Origin of the sequence: Pseudomonas bijieensis, assembly GCF_013347965.1 — a bacterium.
Classification (GTDB): Bacteria; Pseudomonadota; Gammaproteobacteria; order Pseudomonadales; family Pseudomonadaceae; genus Aquipseudomonas; species Aquipseudomonas bijieensis.
Genome location: NZ_CP048810.1, coordinates 3897680 through 3924524, shown reverse-complemented (window position 1 = coordinate 3924524; position 26845 = coordinate 3897680). Strand labels below are relative to the sequence as shown.

The window sequence follows — 26845 nt, the reverse complement described above, 5'->3', positions numbered from 1 at the left end:
ATTGGCTGTGTCGCGGATATCTCAGCCAACACAGATGCAATGTGGGAGCGAGCCTGCTCGCGATGACGGTTTTCAATTCAGCGCAGCTCTGTCAGCGCGCAGCTTGAACCTCCAGTCGATCCATCGCCCGCTCCACCAACAAATGCACCCCATCGGCCATACGGCTGATCGCCAGGATCACGCTGCGACGTGTGCCATCGACATCATCCGCCAGGTCGGCGGCGATGGCGCTGATGGACAGCAGGTCTTCGGAGGCATTGGCCAGGAGGGTTTCGGTGTCGATGTCCGGGGCGACCATGAAGAGTTGGGCGGTTTGGGTTTTGCCCGAGGCTTCATCGGTGGGTTTGGGGTTGAGGTAGTAGTCGAGGGCGCGTTCGGCGGCTTCGTCGAGTTTGGTTTTCGAGGATTTGTCGGAGGTGCTGCCAGGGCTTCCTGGCGGATTCGGAGTGACTTTGAACATTAGAAAAATCCTAAACAGTAAATTAGTTGGAAGCCGTTACCGTCCGCTTGCACGCGAATGGGGTGGCGGCCGTACGCAGGTGTGCAAGACCGGGCCTGTTTAGGACACCCAGCAGATCCAAGGATCTCCTGCGCGCAGCCGCCATGAAGCCAGTGGGAAGAAGAAGCCCCCTGAGCGATGTAGCGGTGCATCCTAAACAGTTTGTTCGGACTTGCACGTCCGTGTCACCGTTTTTTCAGTGACAAACTCAGACTAGCGGTGAGCCCCAAGCCGGACAAGTTCACCAACATCGCCGCAACTTGAAGGAAATCTCCTAGGACCCTGCTGTAGGTAAGCGGTACACAGAACCTGTGGCGAGGGGATTTATCCCCGCTGGGCTGCGCAGCAGCCCTCCAAATGGCTGAAGACCAACAACCTGACACACCGAGGCGGCCGCTTTTAGGGCTGCTACGCAGCCCAGCGGGGATAAATCCCCTCGCCACAACTGTGTTCGGCTTGGGTGCGGGGCGCAGGTTTCAAGCGCTCCAGGCGGCGGATTTTATTTATCGCTGCCCAGCCCATTAGCCAAGTAAAGCCCCGTCCATTTCCTTTAGACTGGCGGCCCTCAAGCAAGCCTTCAGGACATGGAATGCCAACCCCCTCCCAGCACCCTTCGCAAAGCCCTGGTCGTTTGGTTATATGCCGCCGCCCTGATGCATCTGCTCGCCGGCGTTACGCTGACCTGGGCCGGTCATTCGGGTTTGCTCGACGATTATCTGCAGAACATCGAGCAGGCTTTCTGGGGCGCGGACGCGGTGGTGCCCGCGACGGCCCGCACGCAGCAAGTCTGGTGGCTGGCCTTGTTCGGCGCCACGTTGCAAAGCTATGGGCTGTACATGCTTGCCCTCGTGCACATAGGCAGTCGTCTGAAGTGCGCCATGCCTTGGGGCTGGTTGATCGCTGGCATCGTGCTCTGGGCGCCCCAGGACATGTTGATCTCTGCCCAGGCCCGGGTCTGGTCGCACCTGTGGTTCGACGGCTTCGCACTGCTCGTATTACTGCCGCCGCTGTTCTGGCTCTATCGCCACGACCGCCGCACATCCCTGACTGACAACGCGTCGAGTGATTCAAACCATGCCTGACTTTTCACTGCTGGACTGGGCTATCACGCTGTTGATTGCCCAGGCTGTCCTCGGTGCGCTGGACACCCTGTATCACCACGAACTTACCGTCGCCTTGCCCTATCGCCACAGTGCCCGGTTGGAATTGTCCATCCATGCCTTGCGTTCGTGCTTCTACGGGATCCTGTTCCTGGGCATTGCGCATTTGGCCTTCGAAGGCACGTGGGCGATTGTCATCGCCTTGCTGTTCGCCTTGGAGATCGGCCTGACGCTCTGGGACTTCGTGGTCGAAGACCGGAGCCGCAAGCTGCCGCCCATCGAACGCATCATGCACACGGTGCTGGCGGTCAACGGCGGTGCCTTCTTCGCGTTGTACGGTGTGCAACTGGCGCAGTGGGCGAGTTTGCCCACCGGCCTGAGCGGGATCGACCTGGGCTGGCGCGGTTGGTTGCTGACCTTGTTCGCCATCGGCGTCACGGCCTCGGGGATTCGCGACGGCTTGGCGGCCTTGCGCATGCAACGCGCGGGCAAGCCCGCCAACCCGTTTGCCGGTGGCGGCTACAAGCGCGTGTTGGTCACCGGTGGCACCGGGTTTATCGGCGAAACCCTGGTCAACCAACTGCTCGACGCCGGGCACACGGTCAGCGTATTGGCTCGCGATCCATTGAAGGCGGCCTACCTGTTCGATGGCCGCGCCCGTTGCCTGCGTTCGCTGGGCAAGCTGGGCCATGACGAAACCTTCGATGTGGTGATCAACCTGGCGGGCGCACCGGTTGCCGGCCCACGCTGGAGCCCCAAGCGTCAGGCGCAACTCATCGCCAGCCGGGTCAATACCACCGAGGCATTGATGGCTTGGCTGAACAACGCCCGGCACAAGCCCGCGCTGTGGATTCAAGCTTCTGCCATCGGCTTCTACGGCGTGCGTGATGCCAGTGAGAGCCTCGATGAAAGCGCTGCCCGGGGCGATGGTTTCATGGCCGAACTCTGTGCGCGCTGGGAAGCCTCGGCGTTGCCCGCCACCGAGCTGGGCGTGCGCCAGGTGGTGATGCGCCTGGGCGTGGTGTTCGGTCCGGGCGGTGCGTTGCTGCCGTTGCTGATTCCGTTTCGCCTGGGGTTCGGCGGGCGGATGGGCGATGGTCGGCAAATCATGAGTTGGGTGCACCGCGACGACGTGATTGCCGTCATCGCCCGCGCCTTCGATGACGAAAACCTGAGCGGCACCTACAACCTGGTGGCACCAGAAACAGTCAGTCAGGCGCTGTTCGCCGAAAGCGTCGGCAAGGTGCTCAAGCGCCCGGTGTGGTTCAACATTCCCGCCGCGCCGGTGCGCGCCCTGGCCGGCGAAATGGCGCAGTTGTTTTTCGACGGCCAGCGTGTGCTGCCGAGCCGTCTCGTCGAGGCGGGTTATACGTTCCGTTACCCGACGCTCGACGCTGCCCTGCGCGACCTGGCCTGAGGAGCATCCATGAGCAAGCCGCGGATGTACCTGCTGGCCGGCAACGGTAGCGCCGCCGATTGGTGGGACGATGCGTTGCCGCACTTTCAACACTACGACGTGGTGCCGCTGGAGCTGCCCGGCTTCGGCAGCAACCCTCAGGCTCCCTGCGAAGACCTGACGGCCTACGCCCAAGCGTTGCTGGCGGCAACGGACAAGGGCTGCGCGATCATGGCGGTCGGGGTCAACGCTTTGCTGGTGCTCCACGCGCTGCAACGCGAGCCCGGGCACTTTTGCCGCAGTGTGTTGCTGGCGCCGGTGGGCGCGTTTTTGTGGCAGCGGCGGTTGCCGGCGTTGATGTCACCGCTGCCAATCCGCAAGACCATTCACTGGCTGCTGGCGAACAAGCCGACGCTGTTCGCCCACAAGTTCTCCCGCCAGACCTGGACGTCCGCGCAGTACCAACGCATGGGCGCCGGGTACGCCCGCTGCCGAGCCTTTGTGCCGCACTGGGATCTGGTGCGCGCGGACACCGCGTTGCCGTTATTGGAGTGGATCACCGACCCGGTCGAACTGGTGTGGGGCGATCAGGACAAGGTACTGGGCGTCGCCCAAGCGGCGGCATGGTCGGCCATTCTTGCCCGTGCCGATTTGACCATCAGCCTGAAACCCGGTTGGGGCCACTACCCGTGGATCGACTCACCCGCTGAGTTCGCGGCGTGGCTGGAATCGGGCGAACGTGGCTTCGTCGCGCATACCAAGGGCGGTCGCTTGCGGCTGGCGGCACTGGCTGGGCAGCCGGTGCCTGCGGCGCTGTCGCTCAACGATTGCGATGATCCGCGCTTGCCAAAATTTCTGGAGAGCCAACCGCATGCTATCTGGGCAGTACGCTCCTCCAGTTACGGGGAGGATCAAGCCGATGCGGCCAACGCGGGCTTGAGCACCACGTACCTGCGTGAGCCGACGGACAACGTACCGGCGCGGATTGCCGAGTTGAGTGCGGCAGGTGTCGAGGAAGTGGTGGTGCAGCGCTTCATCGCGCCGCGACTGTCCGGGATTGCCTTCGTGCGTCACCTGTCAGTTGAGTTGGAATGGGTCGAAGGTCACCTGGAGTCGTTGGCCGATGGCCAGGTGAGCCCCGAGCGGGCGATCATTTCCCGTCTCGGCGAGTCATGGAACAGCGGTGCATTCAAGCCAGCCCATGGCCTCACCGCCGAAGCGTTATGGCGGTTTCTCCAAGGCGTATTGCGGGTCTTTCACTACGTGCCCGGCGACGTCGAATGGGCCTGGGACGGCACGCAACTCTGGCTGCTGCAGTACCGGCCGATCAGCGACTACGGCTGGCGCCGCCATCTGACTGCCGCCAACATCGCCGAGATCCTGCCGCCGCAGCCCAGCGTGTTGGTGGAGTACGCCCAGCGCCGCGCGGCGGCGAGCATCCCGGCGATCATGGCCCGTTGGGACTCAAGGGTGTTGCAGGACAACGAGCCCTTCACGGCGGTGTTTGGCGGCGCTTCCTATATCAACAACGACCTGTTTCTCGCCCGACTGGCCGACTGGGGCATCAGTGCCAGCAACTACGCCGGTGAGGTCGGTGGCGCCACCCCGCATTTACCTTGGCGGCCCCTGCGCTTGCTCCGTTCGCTGCCATTGTTCCTGCGTATGCAGCGCATTGCGCGTGGTCATTTGCTGACGCTGGAAAACGGCTTGCAACGCTTCGACCGAGAGCTGCATGAACTGACCGCCCAAAGCGCTGGCGGCCAACAACTGGCTGACTGGTTCACCCGGTTCTATGTGTTCGTGGTGCAGGGCAATCTATGCATCGCGACCGCGTTGGCCAGCAGCGGCGGCGATCTGCTGGGACGACCGCCGACCGCCTATGACAACCTTGAACACAGCCCCCATCGACTGCCGTGGGAAACCGACCCGGCGACGCCACGCCCGACCCCGACCGAGCTGCCGCTGCAGGTATTCCCCCAATGGCCCCTGGCGATTCGCCTGGCTCACGGCGCTGGTCTGCCGGGTTTGCGCGGTTACTACCTGCAAGTACGCGAATGGTATCGCGACAACCTGATGCGGATCTTCTTTCGCCTGCATCACGCCATGCCGTTAGCCGATCGGGCGCATTGGTTCGCGCCGCACCCGGACATCCGCAGCCGCGACGGCAGCTTCTGGCAGGACGGTCGTGAAGGCACCGAGCAGGCGAGTGGCTTCCTGATCTACCCGGGTCAAGCCCAAGGCATTTTGGGCGAGGACATTCTGCTGGAAGACACCCTCGACCCCGGCCGCCACGCCCACTATCAAAGCGCCCGGGCGGTGATTGCACGCATGGGTGGGCGTTTGTCCCACGGCTCGACGCTACTGCGTGAACTGCGCAAACCCTCGGCGGTATTGCCTCAGGTCGATGTGGCTTGGTTGGGGCGTGAGGTGGTGTATTGCGATGGTGAGTTGACGTTGGTGGAGTAGGCCCTGCGCGATGATCGTCGATCACAGAACCTGTGGCGAGGGAGCTTGCTCCCGCTGGACTGCGCAGCAGTCCCGAAACCTGACACCTCGTTGAACCAGGGAAATTGAATAAATTGCTTTGGGTCTGCTGCGCAGCCCAGCGGGGATAAATCCCCTCGCCACAGAGCGTGTATGACCATCAGATTTCTCACCTCTCACAGCTCCTCCCTTGACGCCTCTCACCGCTGTCGTAGACTCCGCCCATCCGTCAGGGAGTAACGGTCATGCGGCGTTTGAGTAGTTGGGTTGTGGGATTGGCCTTTGTAACGTGCGGTGTCCAGGCGCAAACGCCTGTAGCAGACGATCCATTGCTTGAGAGCAACGTCTCGGCCAGTGCGTCTGGCAACGAGGCGCGAGGGGTGCTTCGGGCACGGGATCAGGCGGTGCTGGCCAGCGAGTTGGCCGGGCGTATCGTCGAGTTGCCGTTCAGTGAGGGCGAGTCGTTCAAGAAGGGCGACACCCTGGCGCGTTTCGACTGCTCGGCGTATCAGGCCCAGCTCAACGCGGCCCAGGCGGCCAGCCGTGGTGCCGGTGAAGAACTGGCGCATAACCGGCAGTTGGCGGCCTTGAAATCAGTCGGGCGGTTTGAAGTGTCGCGGGCCGAGGCCCGGCTCAGCGAGACTCAGGCGCAGTCCCAGGTGTATCAGGTCCAGGTCAAGCGCTGCAGCGTGATCGCACCGTTCGACGGGCAAGTGGTGGCGCGCAAGGTCCAGCGTTATGAAAGCGTAGCGGCCGGTGCGCCGTTGCTGGATGTGGTCGACAACCGCACCCTGGAGATCCATCTGCTGGTGCCTTCGCGTTGGATGGACCGGCTCAAGCCCGGTCAACCTTTCACCTTTGTCCCCGATGAAACCGGCAAGCCGTTGCAGGCGACGGTCAAGCGCCTGGGCGCGCGCATCGATGAGGGCAGCCAAACCTTGCTGCTGGTGGCGAGCGTGCCGGATGCCAGCGGCTTGCTGTCCGGCATGAGTGGTACCGCGCGTTTCGCGGAGCCCAAGTGAACGCGCCGATAACGGGCAGCGCCGAACAGGTGTTCGCCCGCTTCCTCGACCTGGAACGCCAGACGCGGGCTGCGCGTACGCCGGCGCAGTTGAGCTACAGCCTGGTCAACGACGGCCAGGCCCTGTTCGGCTTTCGCCACGCCGCGTTATTGATCGCTGGCAAGGTTCAGGCCGTGACCGGTGTCAGTGCCGTGGAGCCGAACGCGCCATTTGTGGCGTTCGTCGAGCAGGCGGTGGCGCAGTTGTTCAAACAGGGAGTGTTGAACCAGGCTCGGGTGATTAGCGCCGATCTGGTCAACGAATCCATCCGGGCAGACTGGCGAAGCCTGTCGGCCGGCCAAGTCTTCTGGCTGCCATTGATCGATCATCAGGGCCAGGTGTTTGGCGGTTTGTGGCTGGCCCGCGACCTGCCATGGACCCCGCCCGAGCAAGTGCTGCTGTCGCAACTGGGCGACACCTACAGCCACGCCTGGCTGGCGCTGCAACCGCGCAAGCCGTGGCGCCTGCGCTGGACACGCAAGCGCCAGGTCGCCCTGGTGGCGGTGTTGCTGCTGGGGTTGTTGATTCCGGTGCGCCAGTCCGTGTTGGCCCCGGCCGAAGTGGTGCCGTTGGGCGGGCAGGTGGTGGCGGCGCCGTTGGACGGGGTGATCGCCGAGTTCCTGGTCAAGCCTAACCAGACCGTCAAGAACGGTGACCTGCTGCTGCGTTTCGAAAGCACCAGCCTCAAGGCCCAGGCCGATGTCGCCGAGCGTGCGTTGGGCGTGGCCGAGGCGGAACTCAAGGCCAATTCCCAGCGCTCGTTTGCCGACGCAGAGTCGAGTTCGAAGATTGATTTGCTGGCCGCCCGTGTCGAACAGAAACGCGCCGAACGCAACTACGCGCTTGAACTGCTCAAGCGCAGCGAAGTCCGCGCCGAGCGCGATGGTATTGCAGTGTTCGCCGATGCCGAACGCTGGCTCGGCAAACCGGTGCAGACCGGCGAGCGATTGATGGAAATCGCCGATCCGAACCAGGCCGAGTTGCGCATTGAATTGGCGGTAGGCGACGCGATTGCCTTGGAGCCCGGTGCGCAAGTGGCGTTGTTTCTCGACAGTGATCCGTTGCAGCGACACCTGGCCTGGCTGGAGCGTTCGGCCTATGAAGCGCAGCCTACCGCCGCCGGGCAACTGGCGTATCGGTTGGATGCGCGTTTCGATGCGGCCGCGCCGCGCATCGGCCTGCGGGGCACGGCGAAGGTCTTCGGCGACCGTGCGCCGCTGGCATTGTACCTGTTGCGTCGGCCACTGGCCGGCCTGCGCCAGAGCGTAGGTCTGTAGCATGGAGCTGCCGAGCCTGCGGCCGGACCTGCAATTGTCCCCGGCAGCCCCGGACCCGGATGGTTCGCCCCAATGGACCCTGGCCGATCCGGTGCGCGGGCGTTATTTCAAGCTTGGCGCAGCGGCGATGCGCATGCTGCGGCACTGGTCCCTGGGTGATCCGGAGCAAGTGCTGCAAGCTGCGAACCGCGAGCCGGGCCTGCCGCTCAATGGCGAATCCCTGGAGCAACTGCTGGGCTTCTTGCGCGGTCACGATCTGATCAGTGCCATGGACCCGCAACAGCGCGACAGCTATCAATTCAAGACCGCCGCCCAGCGCCAGACCCTGTGGCAGATCCTGCTGCATCAATACCTGTTTTTTCGCATTCCGCTATGGCGCCCGGACGCCTTTCTCAATCGTGCCTGGCCCTGGTTGGCGCGGTTCGGCCCCGGGATCCTGCGCTATGGCCTGCCGCTGACCCTGGGCCTGGGTATTTTCCTGGTTTCACGGGATTGGCAGCGCTTCGTCGCGACCTTTCCCCACCTGTTCAGCCTGGGCGGTGCGCTGGCCTTTGGGACGGCGTTGCTCTTTGCCAAGCTGTGTCATGAATTCGGCCACGCCTTCATGGCCAAGCGCGCCGGTTGTCGTGTGCAAAGCATGGGTGTGGCGTTCATGGTGCTGTTGCCGATGTTCTATACCGACGTCAGCGACGCCTGGCGAATCAACGATCGTCGCGCGCGACTGCTGATCGGTGCCGGCGGGGTCCTGGCCGAGCTGCTGCTGGCGTGCGTCGCGTTGCTGGCCTGGTCGCTGTTGCCCGACGGGCCGGCGCGCACGGCAGCGTTCATGCTGGCCAGTGCCACGTGGATCACCACGTTGATCATCAACCTGAACCCATTCATGCGCTTCGACGGGTATTTCCTGCTCAGTGATTTCTGGGCGGTGGACAACCTTCAGGGGAGGGCGTTCGCCCTGTGCCGCTGGCGCCTGCGCGAAGCCTTGTTCGGTTATGGCGCGGCGGCCCCGGAACCCTGGTCCCCGAAGATGCGTCGCCGTTTGCTGGTGTGGGGCTATGGTTCCTGGTTATGGCGGGCGTTGTTGTTTTTCGGGATTGCCCTGGCGGTCTATCACCTGTTCTTCAAGGTGCTGGGCATTTTTCTGATGATGGTGGAATTGGTGTGGTTCATTTTTATGCCCATCGTGAATGAATGGCGGCAATGGTGGAGTCGCCGCGAGCAGGCCCATGGTGCACGGGTGTTCCTGAGCGCCCTGGCACTGCTGGCGTTGCTGCTGGTGTTGTTGCTGCCCTGGCGCAGCGCTGTGGAAGTGCCGGCCATGCTCGAGGCCGGGCGTGCCAGTGCCTTGCACGCGCCGGTGGCGGCGCGGATCAAGCAGGTGAATGTGCGCGACGGCCAGACCGTGGCCCAGGGCGATGTGCTGATCGAGCTGGAATCGCCGGATATGGCCTCGCGCCTGACCATCGTGCGTCGGGAAATCGAGATCCAGCAGTTGCAGATGCGTCGCCAGGCCGGGCGCAGCGAAACCGCCGCCGATGCCGGCATCATCGAACAGCAACTGGCCGAAGCGGTGGCCGAGTACCGGGGCCTGGTCGCCCAGCGTGAACGCCTGTTGTTGCGTGCGCCCCATGCCGGCCAGGTGCGCGACTTGTTGCCACAACTCCCGGTCGGGCGCTGGTTGTCGCCCACGCAGGTGCTGGCGCGGGTGGTGCAGACCGATTCGCGGTTACGCGGATACCTGACCGAAGCCGAGCTTTGGCGGGTCGGACCGGGTGCCACGGGACGCTTCATCGCTGACGATCCGATGCACGCCTCGATTGCCGTGCAGTTGAATGAAATCGACACCAACGGCGTGGCCTGGGTCGAACAGCAAGCGTTGACGTCCGATCATCACGGACCGATTGCGGTACGCCGCGATTCGCAGCAACGGGCTGAGCCCGTGCAGGCGCAATATGGCGTGCGCCTGAGTGCGGTCGATGACGCGTTGGCTCCGGTGCAACCGTTGCGTGGCGTGGCGGTGTTGCAGGGCAAGGGCGAGTCGGTGTTGGGAGCGGCCTGGCGCCGGTTGGCGGCGTTGGGGGTCAGGGAAAGCGGCTTTTAAGGAGCAGACATGGATTCAGTGGCGGCAGAGGGATTGGTGGTGCGTCCATCGCGGATCAGCGACGGGCCATTCTTGCAGAGCCTGTACCAGGCGGCGCGACCGGACCTGCAATGGATCGACGGTGAGCATGAGCAGGTGCAACAGGTGATTGCCCAGCAGTTCCAGGTGCAGGAACAAGGGTTGGGCGAGAACTTCCCCAACGCCATGCATTACGTCGTGGAAAAACTCGGCACCGCTATCGGCGCGTTGAGTACGGATTTTGGCCCCAATGAAATCCGTGTGTTGTACCTGGCGTTCATTCCCCAGGCGCGTGGGCAGGGGGTATGGCCGGACGGTGTTGCAAGGGGTGCAGAAAGCCGCGCAACAGATCCGTTGCCCGGTGGCGACCGTGGTCTGGGCCAGCAACCCCCACGCGCGCCAGCACTATCTGGCTCTGGGTTTCGAGGTGCAGGAGCGCAGCCCGGCGGCGGAGCGGCTGGTCTGGTATCCGAAAAGGCAACTGACCCAATCTTGCAGACGCCATAAATCCCTGTGGGAGCGGGCTTGCTCGCGAAGGCTGTGGGTCAGTAATAAATTTGCCAACTGATACACCGCCTTCGCGAGCAAGCCCGCTCCCACAATAGGTTTGTTGTGAACTCAAGTTTTGTGCGATCAGTTGAATGCGATGTAGAAATACCCCAGCGTCGGATCCCGTCCCATGGGCGGGATCCGCGATACGAACACCCCTTCGAGCCTGCCCAGTTCAGGCACTTCCAGGGCGCATAACCCATCCACGAAATCGGTGCTTTCCAGGCTGTTGAATTCCACACTGAACGGCATGCGTTCGCTGTTGGGCAACTTCGACCGGGGTGTTTGCGCGAGGCTCTCGATCCGCACCGGCAAAGAGCTGCCGTCGGGCAGGGTCAGGCTGCTGGTCTGGCCCAGCAGTGGTTGGAAATGGTGGCTGTGAACCTGTTGCAGCATATCGACTCTCCAACAGTCGGAGGGCCGAAGCCCTCCGACGATTGATCAGTTACGGGACGGGAAGAGACCGTTCAAGGCGATGCTGAAGTTGATCGCCAGGAACGGGTTCATGATCGCCAGCGGCAAGCCGTTGCCCGTCGGGGAGATCGTGCCGTCGATGGTGGTGCTCACGCCCTTGACCGGTATCGGCGAGGCACCTAGCTGGTCGGAATAGATATTGGCCGCGCCCGGGCCGGTGCCCGAGGTGCCGATGAACGAATTGGTGGACGTTGGTGTGTTCACCGGGTTGCTGGCCGGGTTCGCCAGTTGCAGAGTGGTGGAGGCGGTGAGTCCCGCCATGGTGTGAGAGTGGGTGGGCAGGTTGTTGATCGTCGGGGTGACGTTTTCGGTGCCGGCGACTTCGCCGATGACACGCGGAGTCAGGCCCAGGCCGTTGCCTTGTCCCAAGAGCGTGCGGCCTTGCAGATTGGGGAGCATGAAGTTGGTGGTGCCGTTGCCCCCGTAGTACGTGCCGAGCAGGGAGAACAACGCCTGGTACTGGGAAATGCCGAGTGTCTGCCCGCTGCACAGCGCCCACCCATTGGGGGCGAAGTTAAAGGCAAATGGCTGGATGGTGCCCATAAATACTTCCATAGATTCCTCATCCCTTCAGATTGTTTATTTGGCAATGCCGACAGGGTCCGAGGGAGAGGATTGCGATCAGCCCGACTTCTTCACTCCCTGGCCTGGTCACGCACGGCTGAGCGTAGACCGGGATGTTTGATTCTGCAGGCTGCAAGGGCGGAAAAATGCTGTCGATTGGCTTAAACGATTCAGGTTCGTATTGCGCCTATACCGTCCATCTTTTTTACGGACCTGGATGAATTTGATATCAAAGTACTACTAGGCGGCGATTATTTCCTCGGCTACGCTTGCGTACAAAAGGACTACAAACAAGGTGAAGGGATTGCCGCAGTTTCACTTTATCTCCGGTCTACCGCGCTCGGGCTCGACCCTGCTTTCTGCCATTTTGCTGCAGAACCCGCGCTTCCATGCCGGCATGACCAGCCCCGTCGGTTCGCTGTTCAGCAGCGTCCTGCAGCAATGCAGTGCCGGCAGTGAGTTCGGCTCGGTGATCGACACCGACCTGCGTCGCCGCCTATTGCGCGGACTCTTCGATTCCTACTACGCCGACAAAGCCGATAAACCAGTCATCTTCGATACAAACCGCCAATGGTGCGCGCGCCTGCCGGCCCTGCAGGATCTGTTCCCCCAAGCCAAGACCATCGCCTGTGTGCGCAACGTCGCCTGGGTACTCGACAGCCTGGAGCGGCTCTACCGCGCCAACCCGTTCGAGAACACCAAGCTGTTCAACGACGATGACGAGCGCAATACCGTCTACAGCCGCTGCGAAACCCTGGCCCAGCGCAATCGCCTGGTAGGGTTTGCCTGGACGGCGCTCAAAGAGGCCTATTACGGCGAAAACGCCGAGTCGCTGCTGATTGTCGATTACGACCTGCTGAGCCAGGCCCCGGAGCGGGTCATGCGGCTGGTGTACGAGTTCATCGGCGAGCCCTGGTTCGAACACGATTTCAATCACTTGACCTACGACGCACCGGCCTTTGACCAGGCCCTGGGTGTTGCCGGCCTGCACAAGGTCAAGCCCAAGGTCGCGCCGCAAGCCCGGCGGACCTTGCTGCCGCCGGATCTGTTTGAAAAGTATGCCGAGTTGTCGTTCTGGCGCGATGGTTCCGCCAGCGCTGCCAATGTCATTCGTATGAAAACCGACGCCGCGACCAGCTGATCGCGGTTTTTTTCATTTGCGTGTTCAAGAAGTTCGAGTCCAGGTGATCGTCATGTGGTGGAGCAAAGCTAAGTCGCGGGTAACCGAGGGGGCACAGGCCCTGGCATCGCCAATGATCATGTCCCTGGAGCCGCGAATGCTGTTCGACGGCGCGGTGGCCGCTACCGTGGCCGATGCCGCGCAACCGGACGCCCAGCCCACCGCCGAGGCGGCCAAGACACCCACGGCCGACCAGGCTTCAGACACCCATGCACCGCAGGGGCAGGTCGATGCCACCCAGGCCGCCGTGCCGGGCAAGTCCGTGGTGTTCGTCGATTCACGGGTCAAGGATTCCGCCAGCCTGCTCGAAGGCGTGGCGCCCGGTACCCAGGTGGTGCAACTGGACGCCACCAAGGACGGCTTGCAGCAGATCGCCGATTACCTGGACACCCACCAGGGCATCAGCTCGGTGCAGATCATCGCCCACGGTAACGCCGGTGATCTGTGGCTGGGCAACAGCTACCTCTCGGCGGATAACGTCCAGGCCCGCAGCGAAGTGCTGGCGCAGATCGGCCAGGACATGAACGTCGGTGGCGATATCCTGATCTACGGCTGCTACACCGCCGAAGGCGATCGCGGCCTGAGCCTGGTCGATTCATTGGCGACGTTGACCGGCCGCGATGTAGCGGCGTCCAACGACCGTACCGGCCTTGGCGGTGACTGGGACCTGGAAATCGCCACCGGCAACATCGAAAGTGCCAATGTGCTCTCGGCCAGCGCCATGAGCGACTACCAATGGGGCCTGGCCACCTGGACCGCCACCAACAACCTCAATTCGGGTGTCGGGTCTTTGCGCGCAGCCCTGGCCTCGGCGCAGAACGGTGACATCGTCACCTTCAATACCGGCATGACCGTCGCGCTGACCCAGGTGTTGGACGTCAATAGAAACGTCACCATCGATGGTGATCTCAACAACGATAACGTGGCCGACGTCACCCTCGACGGACAATACCGTACCCAGATCATCAACGTGACAGCCGGGACGACGGCGACCCTCGATGGGCTGGTGATCACTCGGGGCATGACGGCGGGCAACGGCGGCAACGGTGGCGACGATGCGCTCGTCGCCAAGGGTGGTGGTATCTACAACGCCGGCACCTTGACCCTGCGCAACGTGACGGTGACCGCGAACGCCGCTTCGGGTGGTGGTGGCGGTGGTGGTGTGACGCCGCAATACGCCGGCGGTGGCGGTGGTGGCGGCGGCGCGATCACCGGCGGTACTGGCGGCAAGGGCGGCGACACCCTCAATGCCACGGGTTCCAACGGCTCGGCTGGGCAGGGCGGTGCTGGTGGTGGCTTCTTCAACATGGGCGGGCGTGGCGGTTCCTCCACCGGTGGGGCTGGCGGCTCCGCCTATCCGGGCTATAGCACCGGCTCCGCGGGCGGTACGGCCGTCAGCGGTGCGCTGTCCATCGGCGGCGGTGGCGGTGGCGATGGTTATAACGACATCGGTGGTGCTGGCGGCGGGGCGGTCGGCGGTATCTACAACGACACCGGCGCGACCCTGCGGATCATCGGCAACACGGTGATTTCCAACAACGTCGGCGCAGGCGGCGGTGGTGGTGGCGGTGGCGCCGGTGGCGGCTACAACCACACGGGCGGTGCCGGCGGCGTCGGTGTCGGCGCCATCTGGAACAAAGGTTCGATCCTGATCACCGCGGCCAACTTCGCGGCCCTGGCCGGCAACGTCGGTGGCAGTGGCGTGGGTGGCACGAGTGCGGGTACCGCGGGTGTTTCGCCGGCGTCGGTGGCCAACGTCTACGGCGATGGCGGCACCATCAATACCAACTATGTGCCGGACGAGACGCCGCCCACAGCGACTGTCGTGGTGGCCAACACCAGCCTGAACTCCGGTGGCACGTCGACGGTAACCATCACCTTCTCCGAGGCTGTGACGGGCCTTACCGCGGCGGACCTGACGGTGCAGAACGGCACCGTGGGCTCCTTCACCAGCGGCGATGGCGGCATCACCTGGACCGGCACGCTGACCGCGGCCAGCAACATCGCCGACACCACCAACGTCATCACCCTCAACAATGCCGGGGTCGCCGACCTGGCCGGCAACGCTGGCGTGGGTACCACCCTCTCGAACAATTACGTGGTCAACGACACCGTGGCGCCGACGGCATCCATCGTGGTCAGCGACACCGCCCTGAGAGTCGGTGAAACCTCGGTGGTGACCATCACCTTCAGCGAAGCGGTGAGTGGTTTCACGGCCGCCGACCTGACCGTGGCCAACGGCTCGATCAGCGGCCTGAGCAGCAGCGACGGCGGCATCACCTGGACGGCCACCCTGACGCCGGACGCGGCGATCACCGATACCTCCAATCTGATTGTCCTGGATAACACTGGCGTGGCGGACCTCAACGGCAACGCCGGCGTGGGAACGACGAACTCCAACAACTACGCTATCGACACTTTGCGTCCGACCGCCACGATCGTGGTCGCTGACACTGCGTTGAGTGTCGGCGAAACGTCGCTGGTGACCATCATTTTCAACGAAGCGGTGAGCGGTTTCACCACCGCCGATTTGACGGTGGCCAACGGTACGGTCACCGGGCTGAGCAGCAGCGATGGCGGCATCACCTGGACCGGGACACTGACCCCGAGCGCCAGCGTCAGCGACACCAGCAACCTGATCACGCTGGCCAATACCGGTATTGCTGACTTGTCCGGTAACACCGGCACCGGTACCACCGACTCGAACAACTACGCGATCGACACGCTACGCCCGACCGCCACCATCGTGGTGGCCGATACCGCGTTGAACATCGGCGAAACATCGCTGGTGACGATTACCTTCAGCGAGGCGGTGAGCGGTTTCACCCTGGCCGACCTGACGGTGGCCAACGGCAGCCTGAGCGGGCTGAGCAGCAGCGACGGTGGTATCACCTGGACCGCGACGCTCACTCCGAGCTCCAGCATCACCGACGCCACCAATCTGATCGTCCTGGCCAATACCGGCATTGTGGATGCGGCCGGTAATGCCGGCAGCGGCACCACCAGTTCCAACAACTATGCCGTCGACACGGTGCGCCCGACCGCCACCATCGTGGTCGCCGATAACGCTTTGAGGGTTGGCGAAACGTCCCTCGTGACCATTACCTTCAACGAAGCGGTGACGGGCTTCACCACCGCTGACCTGACGGTCGCCAACGGCACGATCACCGGGTTGAGCAGCGGCGACGGCGGCATCACCTGGACAGGCACGCTCACGCCAAGTGCCAGCGTCAGCGACACCACCAACCTGGTCACCCTGGATAACACCGGTGTGGCGGACGCGGCGGGCAACGCCGGCAGCGGCACTACCGATTCCAACAACTACGCCATCGACACCGTGCGTCCGACCGCCACCATCGTGGTCGCCGACTCGACCATCGGTATTGGCGAAACAACGGTGGTGACCATTACCTTCAGCGAGCCTGTGACGGGTTTCACCCTGGCCGACCTGACGGTGGCCAACGGCAGCCTGAGCGGCCTGAGCACCAGCGACAACATCACCTACACCGCCACCTTCACGCCGAGCGTGGGCGTCAACGATGCCACCAACCTGGTCACGCTGAACAACACGGGCGTGGCGGACGGAGCGGGCAATACCGGCAGCGGTACCACCGATTCCAACAACTACCTCGTCGACACCCTGCGCCCGACCGCCACCATCGTGGTCGCCGATACGGCCCTGAGCGTCGGCGAAACCTCGCTGGTGACCATTACCTTCTCCGAGGCGGTCAGCGGTTTCGACAATTCGGACCTGAGCGTCGCCAACGGCACGCTGAGTGCGGTCAGCAGCAGTGACGGCGGCCTCACCTGGACAGCCACCTTCACCCCGGCCCTCGGCGTCACCGACACGTCCAATGTCATCACCCTGAACAACACCGGGGTCAGCGATGCGGCGGGCAACAGCGGTTCCGGCACCACCAACTCCAACAACTACCAGGTCGACACCAATGTCCCGACGGCGACCATCGTGATTGCCGATACCACCCTGAGCATCGGCGAGACGTCATTGGTCACCGTGACGTTCAACTCGGCGGTCAGCGGTTTCGACAATTCGGACCTGACCGTCAGCAACGGCACGCTCAGCACCATGAGCAGCACCGACGGCGGCGTGACCTGGACCGCCACGTTCACGCCGAGCGCGAGCATTTCCGATACCAGCAACGTGATCACCCTGGACAATACCGGCTTGATCAACGCTTCGGGTAACGCCGGCGTGGGTACCACCGATTCGAACAACTATGCCGTCGATACCGTGCGTCCAACGGCAACCATTGTCGTCGCCGATACGGCCATTGCCGCTGGCGAAACCTCGTTGGTGACCATCACCTTCAACGAGGCCGTGACGGCGTTCACCAGTGCCGACCTGACCGTCGCCAACGGTGTGATTTCGGGGCTGAGCAGCAGCGACGGCGGCATCACCTGGACCGCAACCTTCACGCCGACCGCAGGCATCAACGACTCCAGCAATGTCATCACGCTCAACAGTGGTGGCATCGTTGACTTGGCGGGCAACCTCAACATTGGCACCACCGATTCGAACAACTATGCCATCGACACCGTGCGCCCAACGGCGACCATCGTCATGGCCGATACCAGCCTGAGTGTCGGCGAAACCTCATTGGTGACCATCACCTTCAGCGAGGCGGTGAGCGGTTTCACCAACGCTGACCTGAGCGTTGCCAACGGCACCCTGAGTGCGGTCAGCAGCAGTGATGGTGGCCTGACCTGGACCGCAACCTTCACGCCGACCCTCGGCGTGCGGGATACGTCCAACCTGATCGTCCTGGACAACACCGGCGTCAGCGACGCGGCGGGTAATACCGGCACCGGCACGACCAACTCGGCCAACTACACGATCGACACGCAGGTGCCGACGGCGACCATCGTGGTGGCCGATACATCCCTGAGCATCGGTGAAACCAGCCTGGTGACCATCACCTTCAACGAAGCGGTGAGCGGTTTCGACAACAGCGACCTGACCATCAGCAACGGCACGTTGAGCAACGTGTCGTCGTCCGATGGCGGCGTCACCTGGACGGCCACGTTCACACCGAGCGCGAGCATTGCCGATACCAGCAACCTGATCACCCTGGACAATACCGGTGTCGTCAACGTCTCGGGCAACGCCGGCGTCGGCACCACCGACTCGAACAACTATGCCATCGATACCGTGCGCCCAACGGCGACCATTGTCGTGGCCGACACGGCCATTGCCGCGGGCGAGACGTCGCTGGTGACCATTACCTTCAACGAGGCCGTGACCGGTTTCACCGACGCCGACCTGATCGTTGCCAACGGTACGCTCAGTGGGTTGAGCAGCAGCGATGGCGGCATCACCTGGACCGCGACCTTTACGCCAACCGCTGGCATCACCGACACCAGCAATGTCATCACCCTTGCCAACGGCGGCGTCACCGACCTGGCGGGCAACGCTGGCAGCGGCACCACCGATTCGAACAACTATAGCGTCGACAGCCAGCGTCCGACCGCCACCATCGTGCTGAGCGATTCTGTATTGAAACCGGGTGAAACCGCCCAGGTGACCATTACCTTCAGCGAGGCGGTGACCGGTTTCAGCAACGCTGACCTGAGCGTTGCCAACGGCACGTTAAGCGCGGTCAGCAGCAGCGATGGCGGCCTGACCTGGACCGCGACCTTCACCCCGACCCTGGGCGTGACCGACGCCAGCAACCTGATCACCCTGGACAATACCGGTGTGAGCGACGCGGCGGGCAATACCGGGACAGGCACGACCGACTCGGCCAACTATGCGGTCGAGACGCAGGTACCGACGGCTACGATCGTGGTGGCCGACAACGCGCTCAAGGTGGGGGAAACCTCACTGGTGACCATCACCTTCTCGGAAGCGGTCAGCGGTTTCGACAACACCGACCTGAGCGTGAGCAACGGCACGCTGAGCAACGTCTCTTCTTCCGACGGCGGCGTTACCTGGACGGCCACGTTCACCCCGACGACCAGCATCACCGACACCAGCAACCTGATCAGCCTGGACACCAGCGGTGTGGTCAACGCCTCGGGCAACAGCGGTGTGGGTGTAGTGGTCTCCAACAACTACGCGATCGATACGGTTCGCCCTGGTGCCACCATCACCGTGGGCGACACCACCCTGGGCATCGGCCAGAGCACGACGGTGACCATCAGCTTCAGCGAGGCGGTGTCCGGTTTCGACTTGTCGGATCTGAGTGTTGCCAATGGCGTGTTGTCCAACCTCGCCAGCAATGACGGCGGCCTGACCTGGACAGCGACCCTGACGCCTACCGCAGGCGTCAACGACGCCACCAACCTGATCCTGCTCGACGCCAGCACTGTGCAGGACCTGGCCGGCAACGCCGGCGTGGGCATTGCGATTTCCAGCAACTACGCGCTCGACGCCACCCGGCCGACGGCAACCATCGTGGTCGCCGACCCGAACCTGACGGTGGGCGAGACGACCCAGGTGACCTTCACCTTCAGCGAAGCAGTGACGGATTTTGACTTGTCGGACCTCAGCGTCACCAACGGTGAACTGACCAACCTGACCACCAGTGACGGCGGCAAGACCTGGACGGCCACCTTCACGCCGACAGTGAACCTCACCGACCCGAGCAACTTCATTGCCCTGGACACCAGCAACGTCAGCGACCTGTCGGGCAACGCCGGGGCCAGCGTGGCGGTGTCCAACAACTATGCGATCGACACCGTGGTGCCCAACGATGTGAAGCCGCCGCCGGAGTTCCTGACCTCCGACCCGGTCACGGTTACGCCACCGTCCGAGGTGCCGTTGCAACCGATCGTCTTTACCCCGCCGACCGGCAACCTGGGTACGCCGCTGGGCTTCCCGCCGCTGTTCGAGCAACGGGACCTGGGCAACGGGACTCAGCCGATAGGAAGTATTTTCATCAATCATGGCGCGCTGGCGCCGAGTTATATCGCCCAGGTGTTCGGCAACGACGCCGCCGGCGATGGCTCCGGCCAAGGGTTCCTGGGCTTTGGTGGTGGCGATGGCGGGGTGTTCGGCAGCAGCACGCTGTCGACCCTGTTCAACCAGGACGCCACTTCCGAGGGCGAATCGATGGACGCCTTCGGCAGCCAGTCGATGCAGGGTGGCGATGTGTCCCAAGGGCTGCGCGGGATGTTCGGGGCGCCTACCCTGGGTCAGCAGTTGCAACATCTCAAGGACACTGAACAGCGTCAGGTCGATAGCCTGGCAACCGCGTTACGACAGGTCGGCATCAGCCAGGTGCAGGCCTGATTCTAAAAAAATATTGGGGCAGCCAGGGGCAATCCAGGGAATGAATAGAAGTCAGAAGTTATTCGGTATGAGTTTGCTGGCGTTGGTGGTCAGTGGATGTGCGGTCACCAGCGAGCCGATCGATCGCAGCGTCAGCGAACAGCGCGCCCGAACCGACCTGCAAAACATGTACAAGGACCAGGAGCCCCTCAGCGGCCCATTGACCCTGCACCAGGCCATGGCCCGGGCAGTGAAGTACAACCTCGAAGGTCGCTTGAAGATCATGGAGGAAGCCCTGGCCAAGCGTCAGTTGGACCTGGCCAGTTTCGACATGCTGCCGCGCATGGCCCTGGACGCCGGTTATGTGGGCCGTAACAACGTCAATGCCTCCAGCAGCCAGAGCGTGGAAACCGGCACCCAGTCCCTGGAACCGTCGACCTCCCAGGACCGCGACCGCGAGGTGGCCGACCTGACCATGGTCTGGAACGTGCTCGATTTCGGCGTCAGCTACATCAGCGCCAAACAGGCCGGGGACCAGCGGCTGATCGTGCAGGAGCGTCGGCGCAAGGTGATCAACACCATCGTCCAGGACGTGCGTTCGGCCTACTGGCGAGCCATGGCCGCCGAGCGTCTGCTCAAGCAGATCGACAGCCTGATGGCTCGGGTCGAGACGGCACGCGGCAACAGCCAGAGCATGAGCGAACAGCGCATCGGTGACCCGGTGCAGGCCCTGGGCTACCAGCGCTCGCTGATCCAGGCCACCCGCCAGCTCGAAGAGCAACGCCGGGCGCTGTCCCTGGCCAAGACCGAATTGGCGACCCTGATCAACTTGCCCTTGGGTACCGAGCTGACCCTGGCGACCCAGGATGAATATGACATCCCGGAACTCAAGGTCGACCTGGCCCGTCTCGAACAGGAAGCCCTGGCCAGCCGTCCGGAACTGCGCGAGCAGGATTACCAGACCCGCATCACCGCCGCTGAAACCCGCAAGGCCATGCTGCGCCTGCTGCCGGGGCTGGAGTTCTCCGCTGGCGGGCATTACGACAGCAACTCGTTCCTGGTGGAGCAGGGCTGGGCCGACTATGGCGTGAAAGTCACCTGGAACCTGTTCAACGTGATTTCCGCCCCGGCGGCCATCGATGTGGCCAAGGCCGGTGAAGAAGTGGCGTCGGCGCGACGCCAGGCGATGTCGATTGCCGTGCTGGCGCAGTTGTACGTGGCCAATGCCAACTATCGCGAAGCGCTGCGTCAGTTCAAGACCAGTCAGCAGCTGTCGGACATCGACGGGCAGATTGTCGGTCAGTTGCGCAGCCGTCACCAGGCTGCCGGCATCGGCGAGCTGGACCTGATCCAGGGAGAACTGAACACCCTGCAGGCCGATCTGCGCCGGGACCTGGCTTACGCCGATCTGCGCAACGCCTACGGGCAGATCTTCGCCAGCGCCGGCCTCGACCCGCTGCCAAACGAAGTGCAATCGACCGAAGTCCAGTCGATCGCCACGGCGCTGGCCAACCGCGAAGCGGCCTGGGCCCAGGGCGATATCACGCTGCCGAAGACGGCCACGGTGACCCAGTAATCGGCCGCTGACATGATGCGCCCGGCGTTTTCCCGGCTGCCGGTGGCGGTGGATCTGCCGTTGCTGTTGCAGGCACTGGCGGCCATTGAAGACGAGCGCTGGCAGGGGCATTTCAACAGTGCCTATCACAGCGGCGACTGGAGCGGCGTGGCGCTGATTTCGGCGGCCGATGCCGTTACCGAGCTGGCTCCCGGACGCGGCCAGCCCCTGCATCGCGCGCCTTGGTCAAAGGATGGCCGTTGGCATGAAGCGTTGCGCGACTGGCCCCTGGAGATCGTCTCGGCCCGGCTGCTGCGGCTCGGGCCGGGTGGGTGCATTCACGAGCATCGTGACTATGACCTGGGTGGGCCGGACGCCGACCTGCGCCTGCACGTTCCGCTGCTCAGCCCGCCTGAGGTGGACTTCTTCCTGGATGGGCAAATCATTCCGATGAGGGCGGGCGAGTGCTGGTTCCTCGACTTGGCGCGGCCTCATCGCGTCGATAACCGCAGCGCCGCACCGAGAGTTCATCTGGTGCTCGATTGCCGCCCAGGACCATGGTTGGAACAGCAGATTGCCGATGGGCTGCCCACCACGCCCGCCGCTGGCGCCGGGCAAAGCGATCTTGTCCGCTTTCAGCGGCGCGTAGAAGCTGACCCTTACCTTGCCCGGGCTCTGCAGAGCCTGCATGACCCGGACGCTTTCATAGCGTCCGCGCTGGCGCTGGGGGCTGAGCAAGGGCTTTATTTCACTCGGGAAGAATTGCGGGCGGCGATGCGCAATGGTCGCCAGCGGTGGAGAGATCAGTGGAAGACCTGAATCTGCACGGTTGGCTGCCGATCCGCCTATGGCAAGAAGCCGCGCAATGGCAGGTCGATTGGTGCTGGTTTGGCGATACGCGACTGTTGCAACCGTTTTTTGGCGATGCCGTGGATGACGCCCTGCGCCTGCCCTTCAACCAGGCGTTTCGCCGCCAGACGTCCTTGGATGTTCTGAGCCAGTGGCGGCAACAAAGCCCGGGCCTTGCGCCCAGTGCGTTCATTTTCCATGCCTCGCGTTGTGGTTCGACATTGATCAGCCAGATGCTCGCCCAATTGGACGATCACATCGTCATCTCTGAACCGCCGCCCCTGGATACGTTGCTGCGCAGCGATTTGCCGCCTGCCGAGCGGTGCGTGGCGCTCAAGGGCTTGATGTCGGCCTATGGGCAGCGTCGTCGAGGTATGGAACAGCGCCTGGTGGTCAAGCTGGACGCCTGGAACATCGGTGAGCTGCCACTGCTGCGTGAGTGTTTTCCCGACACGCCTTGGTTGTTCGTGTACCGCGACCCCTTGGAAATCGCCGTCTCCCACCTGCGCCGCCCCGGTATGCACATGGTGCCGGGGATGATTGGCGCGAGTGTGCTGGACGATGGAGCGCCTTTCAGCGGTCAGGAGGATTTCATCGCCCGTCGGTTGGGGCGGCTGTTGCAGGTGGGGCTGGGGCACTGCCATGAATTTACCGGGCTGGCGGTTAACTACGCTGAGTTGCCTGATGCGATGGCAGGGCGGCTGGCGGTGTTTTTCGGGCTGAATGACGCACAGCGCAAGCAGGTGTTTGCGATGGCGGGGCAGCATGCCAAGCAGCCGGGGCAGGCATTTGTCAGGGACAGCGCGGGCAAGCGCCGGGAGGCTTCGGCGCTGTTGCGTGAGCAGGTCATGCGTTGGGCGCAGGGGCCCTATGAAGCGTTGAAGTCACTGACCACGTAGCTGGACAAAACGCTTCTGTGGCGAGGGAGCTTGCTCCCGCTCGGTTGCGCAGCGACCGCCAGATTCTGGGGCTGCTTCGCAGCCCAGCGGGAGCAAGCTCCCTCGCCACAAGGATAGTGTCCGCTTCGCCGATCAAGACTTGTTGGGCGACAACTCCGCCATCCCCTTGAGCAACTCGATCGGCAACGGGAAGACGATGGTGGAGCTTTTGTCCCCGGCAATCGACCCCAGCGTCTGCATGTAGCGCAGTTGCATGGCACCCGGCTGGCGGCCGAGCATTTCGGCGGCCTGCATGAGTTTTTCCGAGGCTTGCAACTCGCCCTCGGCGTGGATCACCTTGGCCCGGCGTTCCCGTTCGGCTTCGGCTTGTCGGGCGATGGCGCGGATCATCGATTCATTGAGATCCACATGCTTGATCTCGACGTTTGCCACTTTGATGCCCCAGGCGTCGGTCTGGGCGTCCAGTACTTGCTGGATGTCGCTGTTCAATTGCTCGCGTTCGGCCAGCAACTGGTCCAGGTCATGCTTGCCCAGGACCGCACGCAAGGTGGTCTGGGCCAGTTGACTGGTGGCCATGAGGAAGTTTTCCACCTGGATGATGGCTTTCTGCGGATCGAGCACGCGGAAATACAGCACCGCGTTGACCTTCACCGAGACATTGTCCCGGGTGATCACGTCCTGGGGCGGCACGTCGAGGACAATCGTGCGCAGGTCGACGCGGATCATCTGCTGGACTACCGGAATCAGCAGGATCAACCCCGGCCCTTTGACCTGCCAGAACCGACCGAGCTGGAACACCACTGCCCGTTCGTATTCGCGCAGGATCCGGAACGTCGCCCCCGCCAGTGCGATCAACAGCAACAACAGCAGCGCAAAACCGATTTGCATGCCCATCTCAGACTCCTTGTGAATCAGCGGGGGCCACTTCCAGCAGCAAACCCTTGCGGGCGATGACCCGTACCGCTTGCCCAGGGCGCAGCGGCGTCGCGCTTGCCACCTGCCAGCGTTCGCCTTCCAATTGGACCCAGCCATGATGATTATTCCCGCCCTGCAACGCGGTCACCGTAGTGATGTTGCCCAGCAATGCGGCGTCGCCGCTGACGGGTTGGCGTGGTCGTGTTTTCAACGCACGGACCAGCAGGGCGATCAGCAGCAAGGCGCTGACCAGGCCCAGGCCGATCATCAGGGGAACCGGCACATCGGCGTTGGTCAGGATGACCGCGCCAATCACACACAGGACAATGCCGCCCAGCCCAGCGACGCCATAATTGGGCAGGGCCGCCTCGAAGACCAGCAAGGCCACGCCAACGGCGACCAGCCAGAAACCCAGGGGATCGGTGCCTGGCAGCACGAGGCTATCGGCGCCGAACGCAGGCCCGCTGATCGCCAGCAGCGCAAGCGTCAACCAGTGAATGTTCACAGGACCCTCCGCAACGTGTATTCGTCGGGATGTTATTCAAAGTCTAGTCGAGTCGAGGGTTGATTGAATTTTGATCAGTCTGGCGGTCAATGAGGGGCTAGACTGCGGGAAAGAACCCAACAATCGGTCTTATTGCCAGGAGCCCCCCCATGGAACCCCCGATCCACAGCCTGCCCGCGCTGTTCAAGCAATTGGGCCTGTCCGACGACGCCGTTGAGATCGATAAATTCATCGCGACCCATTCACCCCTCAAGCCTGAGCTGCACTTGGCTGACGCGTTTTTCTGGAGCGAAAGCCAGCAGCAATTGTTGCGGGAAGAAATCCTCGAGGATGCGGACTGGGCGGAAGTGGTGGACCAGTTGGACGTGTTGCTGCGCAAGGGGCGTAGCGAGTGAGGCGCATACGAAACCTGTGGGAGCGGGCTTGCTCGCGATAGCGGACTGTCAGTCGACATTGATGTAACGGACATATCGCCATCGCGAGCAGGCTCGCTCCCACGGTGTTGACTTGTTATTCGTTTTAAGTATTAACAAATAGCTTCTTATTCCTTAAAGAATATAGCTCTCCTCCCTATACTCGTCCGGGAACAGACACGCAGGAGAGCACCCATGCGCAACGAATCGATTCGCTACCTGATTGTGCCGGGCTGGCAAGGATCGCCAGAAAATCATTGGCAAACCCACTGGCAGAACAGCCTGCCTAACAGCGCCAGGGTCGAGCAGGCCGACTGGTTGACGCCTCGGCGCGAGGATTGGGTCGCGGCTTTGGCCGAAGCCATCGCCGCCGACAGCACGCCGGTCATCCTGATTGCCCATAGCCTGGGCTGCATCACGGTTGCCCATTGGGCCGCCACCGCGCCGGTGCAGTTTCTGCGACAGGTGCGTGGGGCATTGCTGGTGGCGCCGGCGGATGTCGAGCGGCCGGCCTGCGCCCCGGCGCTGCGCAATTTCGCGCCGATTCCCACTGATTTGTTGCCGTTCCCCAGCCAAGTGGTCAGCTCCGACAACGACGCCGCCGTGAGCGCCCCGCGCGCCCTGGAGCTGGCACGCAACTGGGGGGCCGAGGCCGGCATCCTGGCGGGGGCGGGGCATATCAACGTGAAGTCCGGCCACCAACGCTGGGAGCAGGGGTTCGCTTATCTCTATCGTCTGCAAAATCGCATGGAGCATCACGCCCTGCGTCGCGCCTGAATTTTTAGCGCCCCCCGTCTCCCGGCGGTCTGGGGCGGGAGCCTGCCATGAGTTTGCATGAAACCTTCGGTCAGCCATTGCTGACCTTTCCCGATGCGGAAAAAGGCCCCCTGAGCATTCGCGCCAAGGCGCTGGTGTTTGTCGACCCCCGTTCGCGGCAGTTGCGCCAGGAGTTGGAGCAATTGGCGCCGCGTGCGATCTCGGTGCTGATACGTGGCGAAACCGGGAGTGGCAAGGAGCTGCTTGCCCGGCATATCCATCGCGCAAGTGATCGCGGAGGGTTGTTCGTCTCGGTCAATTGCGGCGCCATCAGCCCGACCTACGCCGACGCCGAACTGTTCGGCTATGCCGCCGGCAGCTACAGCGGCTCGGCCAGCAGCCGGGCCGGTTGGTTTGGTTCGGCCAATGGTGGCACCCTTTACCTGGATGAGATCGGTGATCTGCCACTGCCAATCCAGATCAAGTTGCTGGCGGCCCTGGAAAACCACGAAGTCACCCGTGTTGGTGCACATCAGCCCAGCCCGGTGGATGTCCGTCTGGTGGCAGCCACCAGCATCGACCTGGCCCAAGCGGTGGCGGCCGGGAAATTCCACGAACGGCTCTACCACTACCTTGGCGAAGGCCAGCTCGAGCTGCCGGCCCTGCGCGAGCGGGTGGGCGATATCCTGTCCCTGGCCGAATATTTCCTGGGCATCTATAGCCAGCGGCTCGGCCTCAGCGTGCCGCTGATCAGCGAGGCGGCACAGCATGCCCTTGAACAGCACAGTTGGCCGGGCAATACCCGTGAGCTGGAAAACGTCATTCACTTCGCGTTGCTGGTGAGCACGGGGGATGAAATCTTGCCGGAGCACTTGAATTTGCCGTCCCAGTCATCGGCCCTGGAATCGATCGACCGCCAGGTGGCGCAGGTCGTTGCACAAGGCACGGCCGCCGAGCGCACGGCCCTCAAGGCGCTGCTCAATCAGTTGAGCCAAGCGCTATAGAGAACACCGGAATTGTGG

The 26845-nt window shown here is 63.1% G+C and carries 19 protein-coding genes and 1 pseudogene; 15 read left to right on the top strand and 5 right to left on the bottom strand.

Annotated elements, in window-relative coordinates; all coding sequences use genetic code 11:
• Nucleotides 1–91: 91 nt before the first annotated feature.
• Nucleotides 92–460 (bottom strand): DUF6124 family protein, encoded by a 369-nt coding sequence (locus tag GN234_RS17160; protein WP_176688814.1) that lies wholly within the window; start codon nt 458–460, stop codon nt 92–94.
• Nucleotides 461–1152: 692 nt separating this feature from the next.
• Between GN234_RS17160 and GN234_RS17155 the strand changes: the two genes are divergently transcribed.
• From GN234_RS17155 to GN234_RS17125, 7 genes and pseudogenes are all read left to right on the top strand, one after another.
• Complete coding sequence (locus tag GN234_RS17155) at nt 1153–1581, top strand: cell division protein (RefSeq protein WP_176689600.1); 429 nt, start codon at nt 1153–1155, stop codon at nt 1579–1581.
• The gene (locus tag GN234_RS17150) at nt 1574–3016 is read left to right on the top strand and encodes a TIGR01777 family oxidoreductase (protein ID WP_176688813.1); all 1443 of its coding nucleotides are present in this window, start codon (nt 1574–1576) and stop codon (nt 3014–3016) included. Before GN234_RS17155 ends, GN234_RS17150 begins: the two co-directional genes overlap by 8 nt.
• A 9-nt stretch (nt 3017–3025) precedes the next feature.
• Complete coding sequence (locus tag GN234_RS17145; protein ID WP_176688812.1) at nt 3026–5461, top strand: alpha/beta fold hydrolase; 2436 nt, start codon at nt 3026–3028, stop codon at nt 5459–5461.
• Between the two features lie 263 nt (nt 5462–5724).
• On the top strand, nt 5725–6501 hold the full coding sequence (locus GN234_RS17140; protein WP_109751861.1) for an efflux RND transporter periplasmic adaptor subunit: 777 nt from the start codon (nt 5725–5727) through the stop codon (nt 6499–6501).
• Entirely contained in the window at nt 6498–7817 is a 1320-nt protein-coding gene (locus GN234_RS17135) for an efflux RND transporter periplasmic adaptor subunit (RefSeq protein ID WP_109751862.1), read from the top strand. The genes GN234_RS17140 and GN234_RS17135 overlap by 4 nt, the downstream gene beginning before the upstream one ends.
• Before the next feature lies 1 nt (nt 7818).
• Nucleotides 7819–9915, top strand: coding sequence for a biotin/lipoyl-binding protein (locus tag GN234_RS17130; RefSeq protein WP_176688811.1), 2097 nt, complete (start codon nt 7819–7821; stop codon nt 9913–9915).
• 9 nt (nt 9916–9924) lie between these two features.
• Nucleotides 9925–10408, top strand: a pseudogene (locus tag GN234_RS17125) (GNAT family N-acetyltransferase); the annotation flags it as partial.
• A 158-nt stretch (nt 10409–10566) separates the two neighbouring features.
• On the opposite strand, the gene GN234_RS17120 reads toward GN234_RS17125, so the two are convergent.
• Nucleotides 10567–10878, bottom strand: a complete 312-nt coding sequence (locus GN234_RS17120; protein WP_109751865.1) for a DUF6916 family protein — start codon at nt 10876–10878, stop codon at nt 10567–10569.
• A gap of 45 nt (nt 10879–10923) precedes the next feature.
• A complete protein-coding gene (locus GN234_RS17115; RefSeq protein ID WP_109751866.1) occupies nt 10924–11511 on the bottom strand; it encodes a phage tail protein in 588 nt (195 codons plus the stop codon).
• A 304-nt stretch (nt 11512–11815) separates the two neighbouring features.
• Here GN234_RS17115 and GN234_RS17110 point away from each other — a divergent pair, with 304 nt between their 5' ends.
• Genes GN234_RS17110 through GN234_RS17090 form a run of 5 tightly spaced genes read left to right on the top strand, consistent with a single transcriptional unit; the run spans nt 11816 to nt 23234 of the window.
• Complete coding sequence (locus tag GN234_RS17110) at nt 11816–12661, top strand: sulfotransferase family protein (protein ID WP_109751867.1); 846 nt, start codon at nt 11816–11818, stop codon at nt 12659–12661.
• Nucleotides 12662–12713: 52 nt separating this feature from the next.
• Nucleotides 12714–19952: an Ig-like domain-containing protein gene (locus GN234_RS17105; protein WP_176688810.1), complete on the top strand. Its 7239-nt coding sequence runs from the start codon at nt 12714–12716 to the stop codon at nt 19950–19952.
• A 40-nt stretch (nt 19953–19992) separates the two neighbouring features.
• Entirely contained in the window at nt 19993–21507 is a 1515-nt protein-coding gene (locus GN234_RS17100; RefSeq protein WP_109751869.1) for a TolC family protein, read from the top strand.
• Between the two features lie 12 nt (nt 21508–21519).
• On the top strand, nt 21520–22305 hold the full coding sequence (locus tag GN234_RS17095; RefSeq protein WP_176688809.1) for an aspartyl/asparaginyl beta-hydroxylase domain-containing protein: 786 nt from the start codon (nt 21520–21522) through the stop codon (nt 22303–22305).
• A complete protein-coding gene (locus GN234_RS17090; RefSeq protein WP_163855791.1) occupies nt 22293–23234 on the top strand; it encodes a sulfotransferase family protein in 942 nt (313 codons plus the stop codon). Before GN234_RS17095 ends, GN234_RS17090 begins: the two co-directional genes overlap by 13 nt.
• Nucleotides 23235–23366: 132 nt before the next feature.
• Here the strand turns inward: GN234_RS17090 and GN234_RS17085 are convergent, their stop codons facing one another.
• Entirely contained in the window at nt 23367–24128 is a 762-nt protein-coding gene (locus GN234_RS17085; RefSeq protein ID WP_109751872.1) for a slipin family protein, read from the bottom strand.
• Between the two features lies 1 nt (nt 24129).
• The gene (locus GN234_RS17080; protein WP_176688808.1) at nt 24130–24654 is read right to left on the bottom strand and encodes an NfeD family protein; all 525 of its coding nucleotides are present in this window, start codon (nt 24652–24654) and stop codon (nt 24130–24132) included.
• A gap of 149 nt (nt 24655–24803) precedes the next feature.
• Between GN234_RS17080 and GN234_RS17075 the strand changes: the two genes are divergently transcribed.
• The 3 genes from GN234_RS17075 (at nt 24804) to GN234_RS17065 (ending at nt 26827) form a co-directional block, all read left to right on the top strand.
• On the top strand, nt 24804–25049 hold the full coding sequence (locus tag GN234_RS17075; RefSeq protein ID WP_109751874.1) for a DUF2789 domain-containing protein: 246 nt from the start codon (nt 24804–24806) through the stop codon (nt 25047–25049).
• Between the two features lie 213 nt (nt 25050–25262).
• Complete coding sequence (locus GN234_RS17070; RefSeq protein WP_109751875.1) at nt 25263–25844, top strand: alpha/beta hydrolase; 582 nt, start codon at nt 25263–25265, stop codon at nt 25842–25844.
• Between the two features lie 47 nt (nt 25845–25891).
• Nucleotides 25892–26827: a sigma 54-interacting transcriptional regulator gene (locus tag GN234_RS17065; protein ID WP_176688807.1), complete on the top strand. Its 936-nt coding sequence runs from the start codon at nt 25892–25894 to the stop codon at nt 26825–26827.
• Nucleotides 26828–26845 lie beyond the last annotated feature (18 nt).

Excerpts from the sequence above, each read along its gene's own strand:
- GN234_RS17160 (WP_176688814.1), bottom strand. The coding sequence starts at position 460 with ATGTTCAAAGTCACTCCGAATCCGCCAGGAAGCCCTGGCAGCACCTCC.
- GN234_RS17105 (WP_176688810.1), top strand. The coding sequence starts at position 12,714 with ATGTGGTGGAGCAAAGCTAAGTCGCGGGTAACCGAGGGGGCACAGGCC.
- GN234_RS17155 (WP_176689600.1), top strand. The coding sequence starts at position 1,153 with ATGCATCTGCTCGCCGGCGTTACGCTGACCTGGGCCGGTCATTCGGGT.
- GN234_RS17100 (WP_109751869.1), top strand. The coding sequence starts at position 19,993 with ATGAATAGAAGTCAGAAGTTATTCGGTATGAGTTTGCTGGCGTTGGTG.
- GN234_RS17145 (WP_176688812.1), top strand. The coding sequence starts at position 3,026 with ATGAGCAAGCCGCGGATGTACCTGCTGGCCGGCAACGGTAGCGCCGCC.
- GN234_RS17130 (WP_176688811.1), top strand. The coding sequence starts at position 7,819 with ATGGAGCTGCCGAGCCTGCGGCCGGACCTGCAATTGTCCCCGGCAGCC.
- GN234_RS17120 (WP_109751865.1), bottom strand. The coding sequence starts at position 10,878 with ATGCTGCAACAGGTTCACAGCCACCATTTCCAACCACTGCTGGGCCAG.
- GN234_RS17095 (WP_176688809.1), top strand. The coding sequence starts at position 21,520 with ATGATGCGCCCGGCGTTTTCCCGGCTGCCGGTGGCGGTGGATCTGCCG.
- GN234_RS17115 (WP_109751866.1), bottom strand. The coding sequence starts at position 11,511 with ATGGAAGTATTTATGGGCACCATCCAGCCATTTGCCTTTAACTTCGCC.
- GN234_RS17065 (WP_176688807.1), top strand. The coding sequence starts at position 25,892 with ATGAGTTTGCATGAAACCTTCGGTCAGCCATTGCTGACCTTTCCCGAT.
- GN234_RS17140 (WP_109751861.1), top strand. The coding sequence starts at position 5,725 with ATGCGGCGTTTGAGTAGTTGGGTTGTGGGATTGGCCTTTGTAACGTGC.
- GN234_RS17070 (WP_109751875.1), top strand. The coding sequence starts at position 25,263 with ATGCGCAACGAATCGATTCGCTACCTGATTGTGCCGGGCTGGCAAGGA.
- GN234_RS17085 (WP_109751872.1), bottom strand. The coding sequence starts at position 24,128 with ATGGGCATGCAAATCGGTTTTGCGCTGCTGTTGTTGCTGTTGATCGCA.
- GN234_RS17150 (WP_176688813.1), top strand. The coding sequence starts at position 1,574 with ATGCCTGACTTTTCACTGCTGGACTGGGCTATCACGCTGTTGATTGCC.
- GN234_RS17075 (WP_109751874.1), top strand. The coding sequence starts at position 24,804 with ATGGAACCCCCGATCCACAGCCTGCCCGCGCTGTTCAAGCAATTGGGC.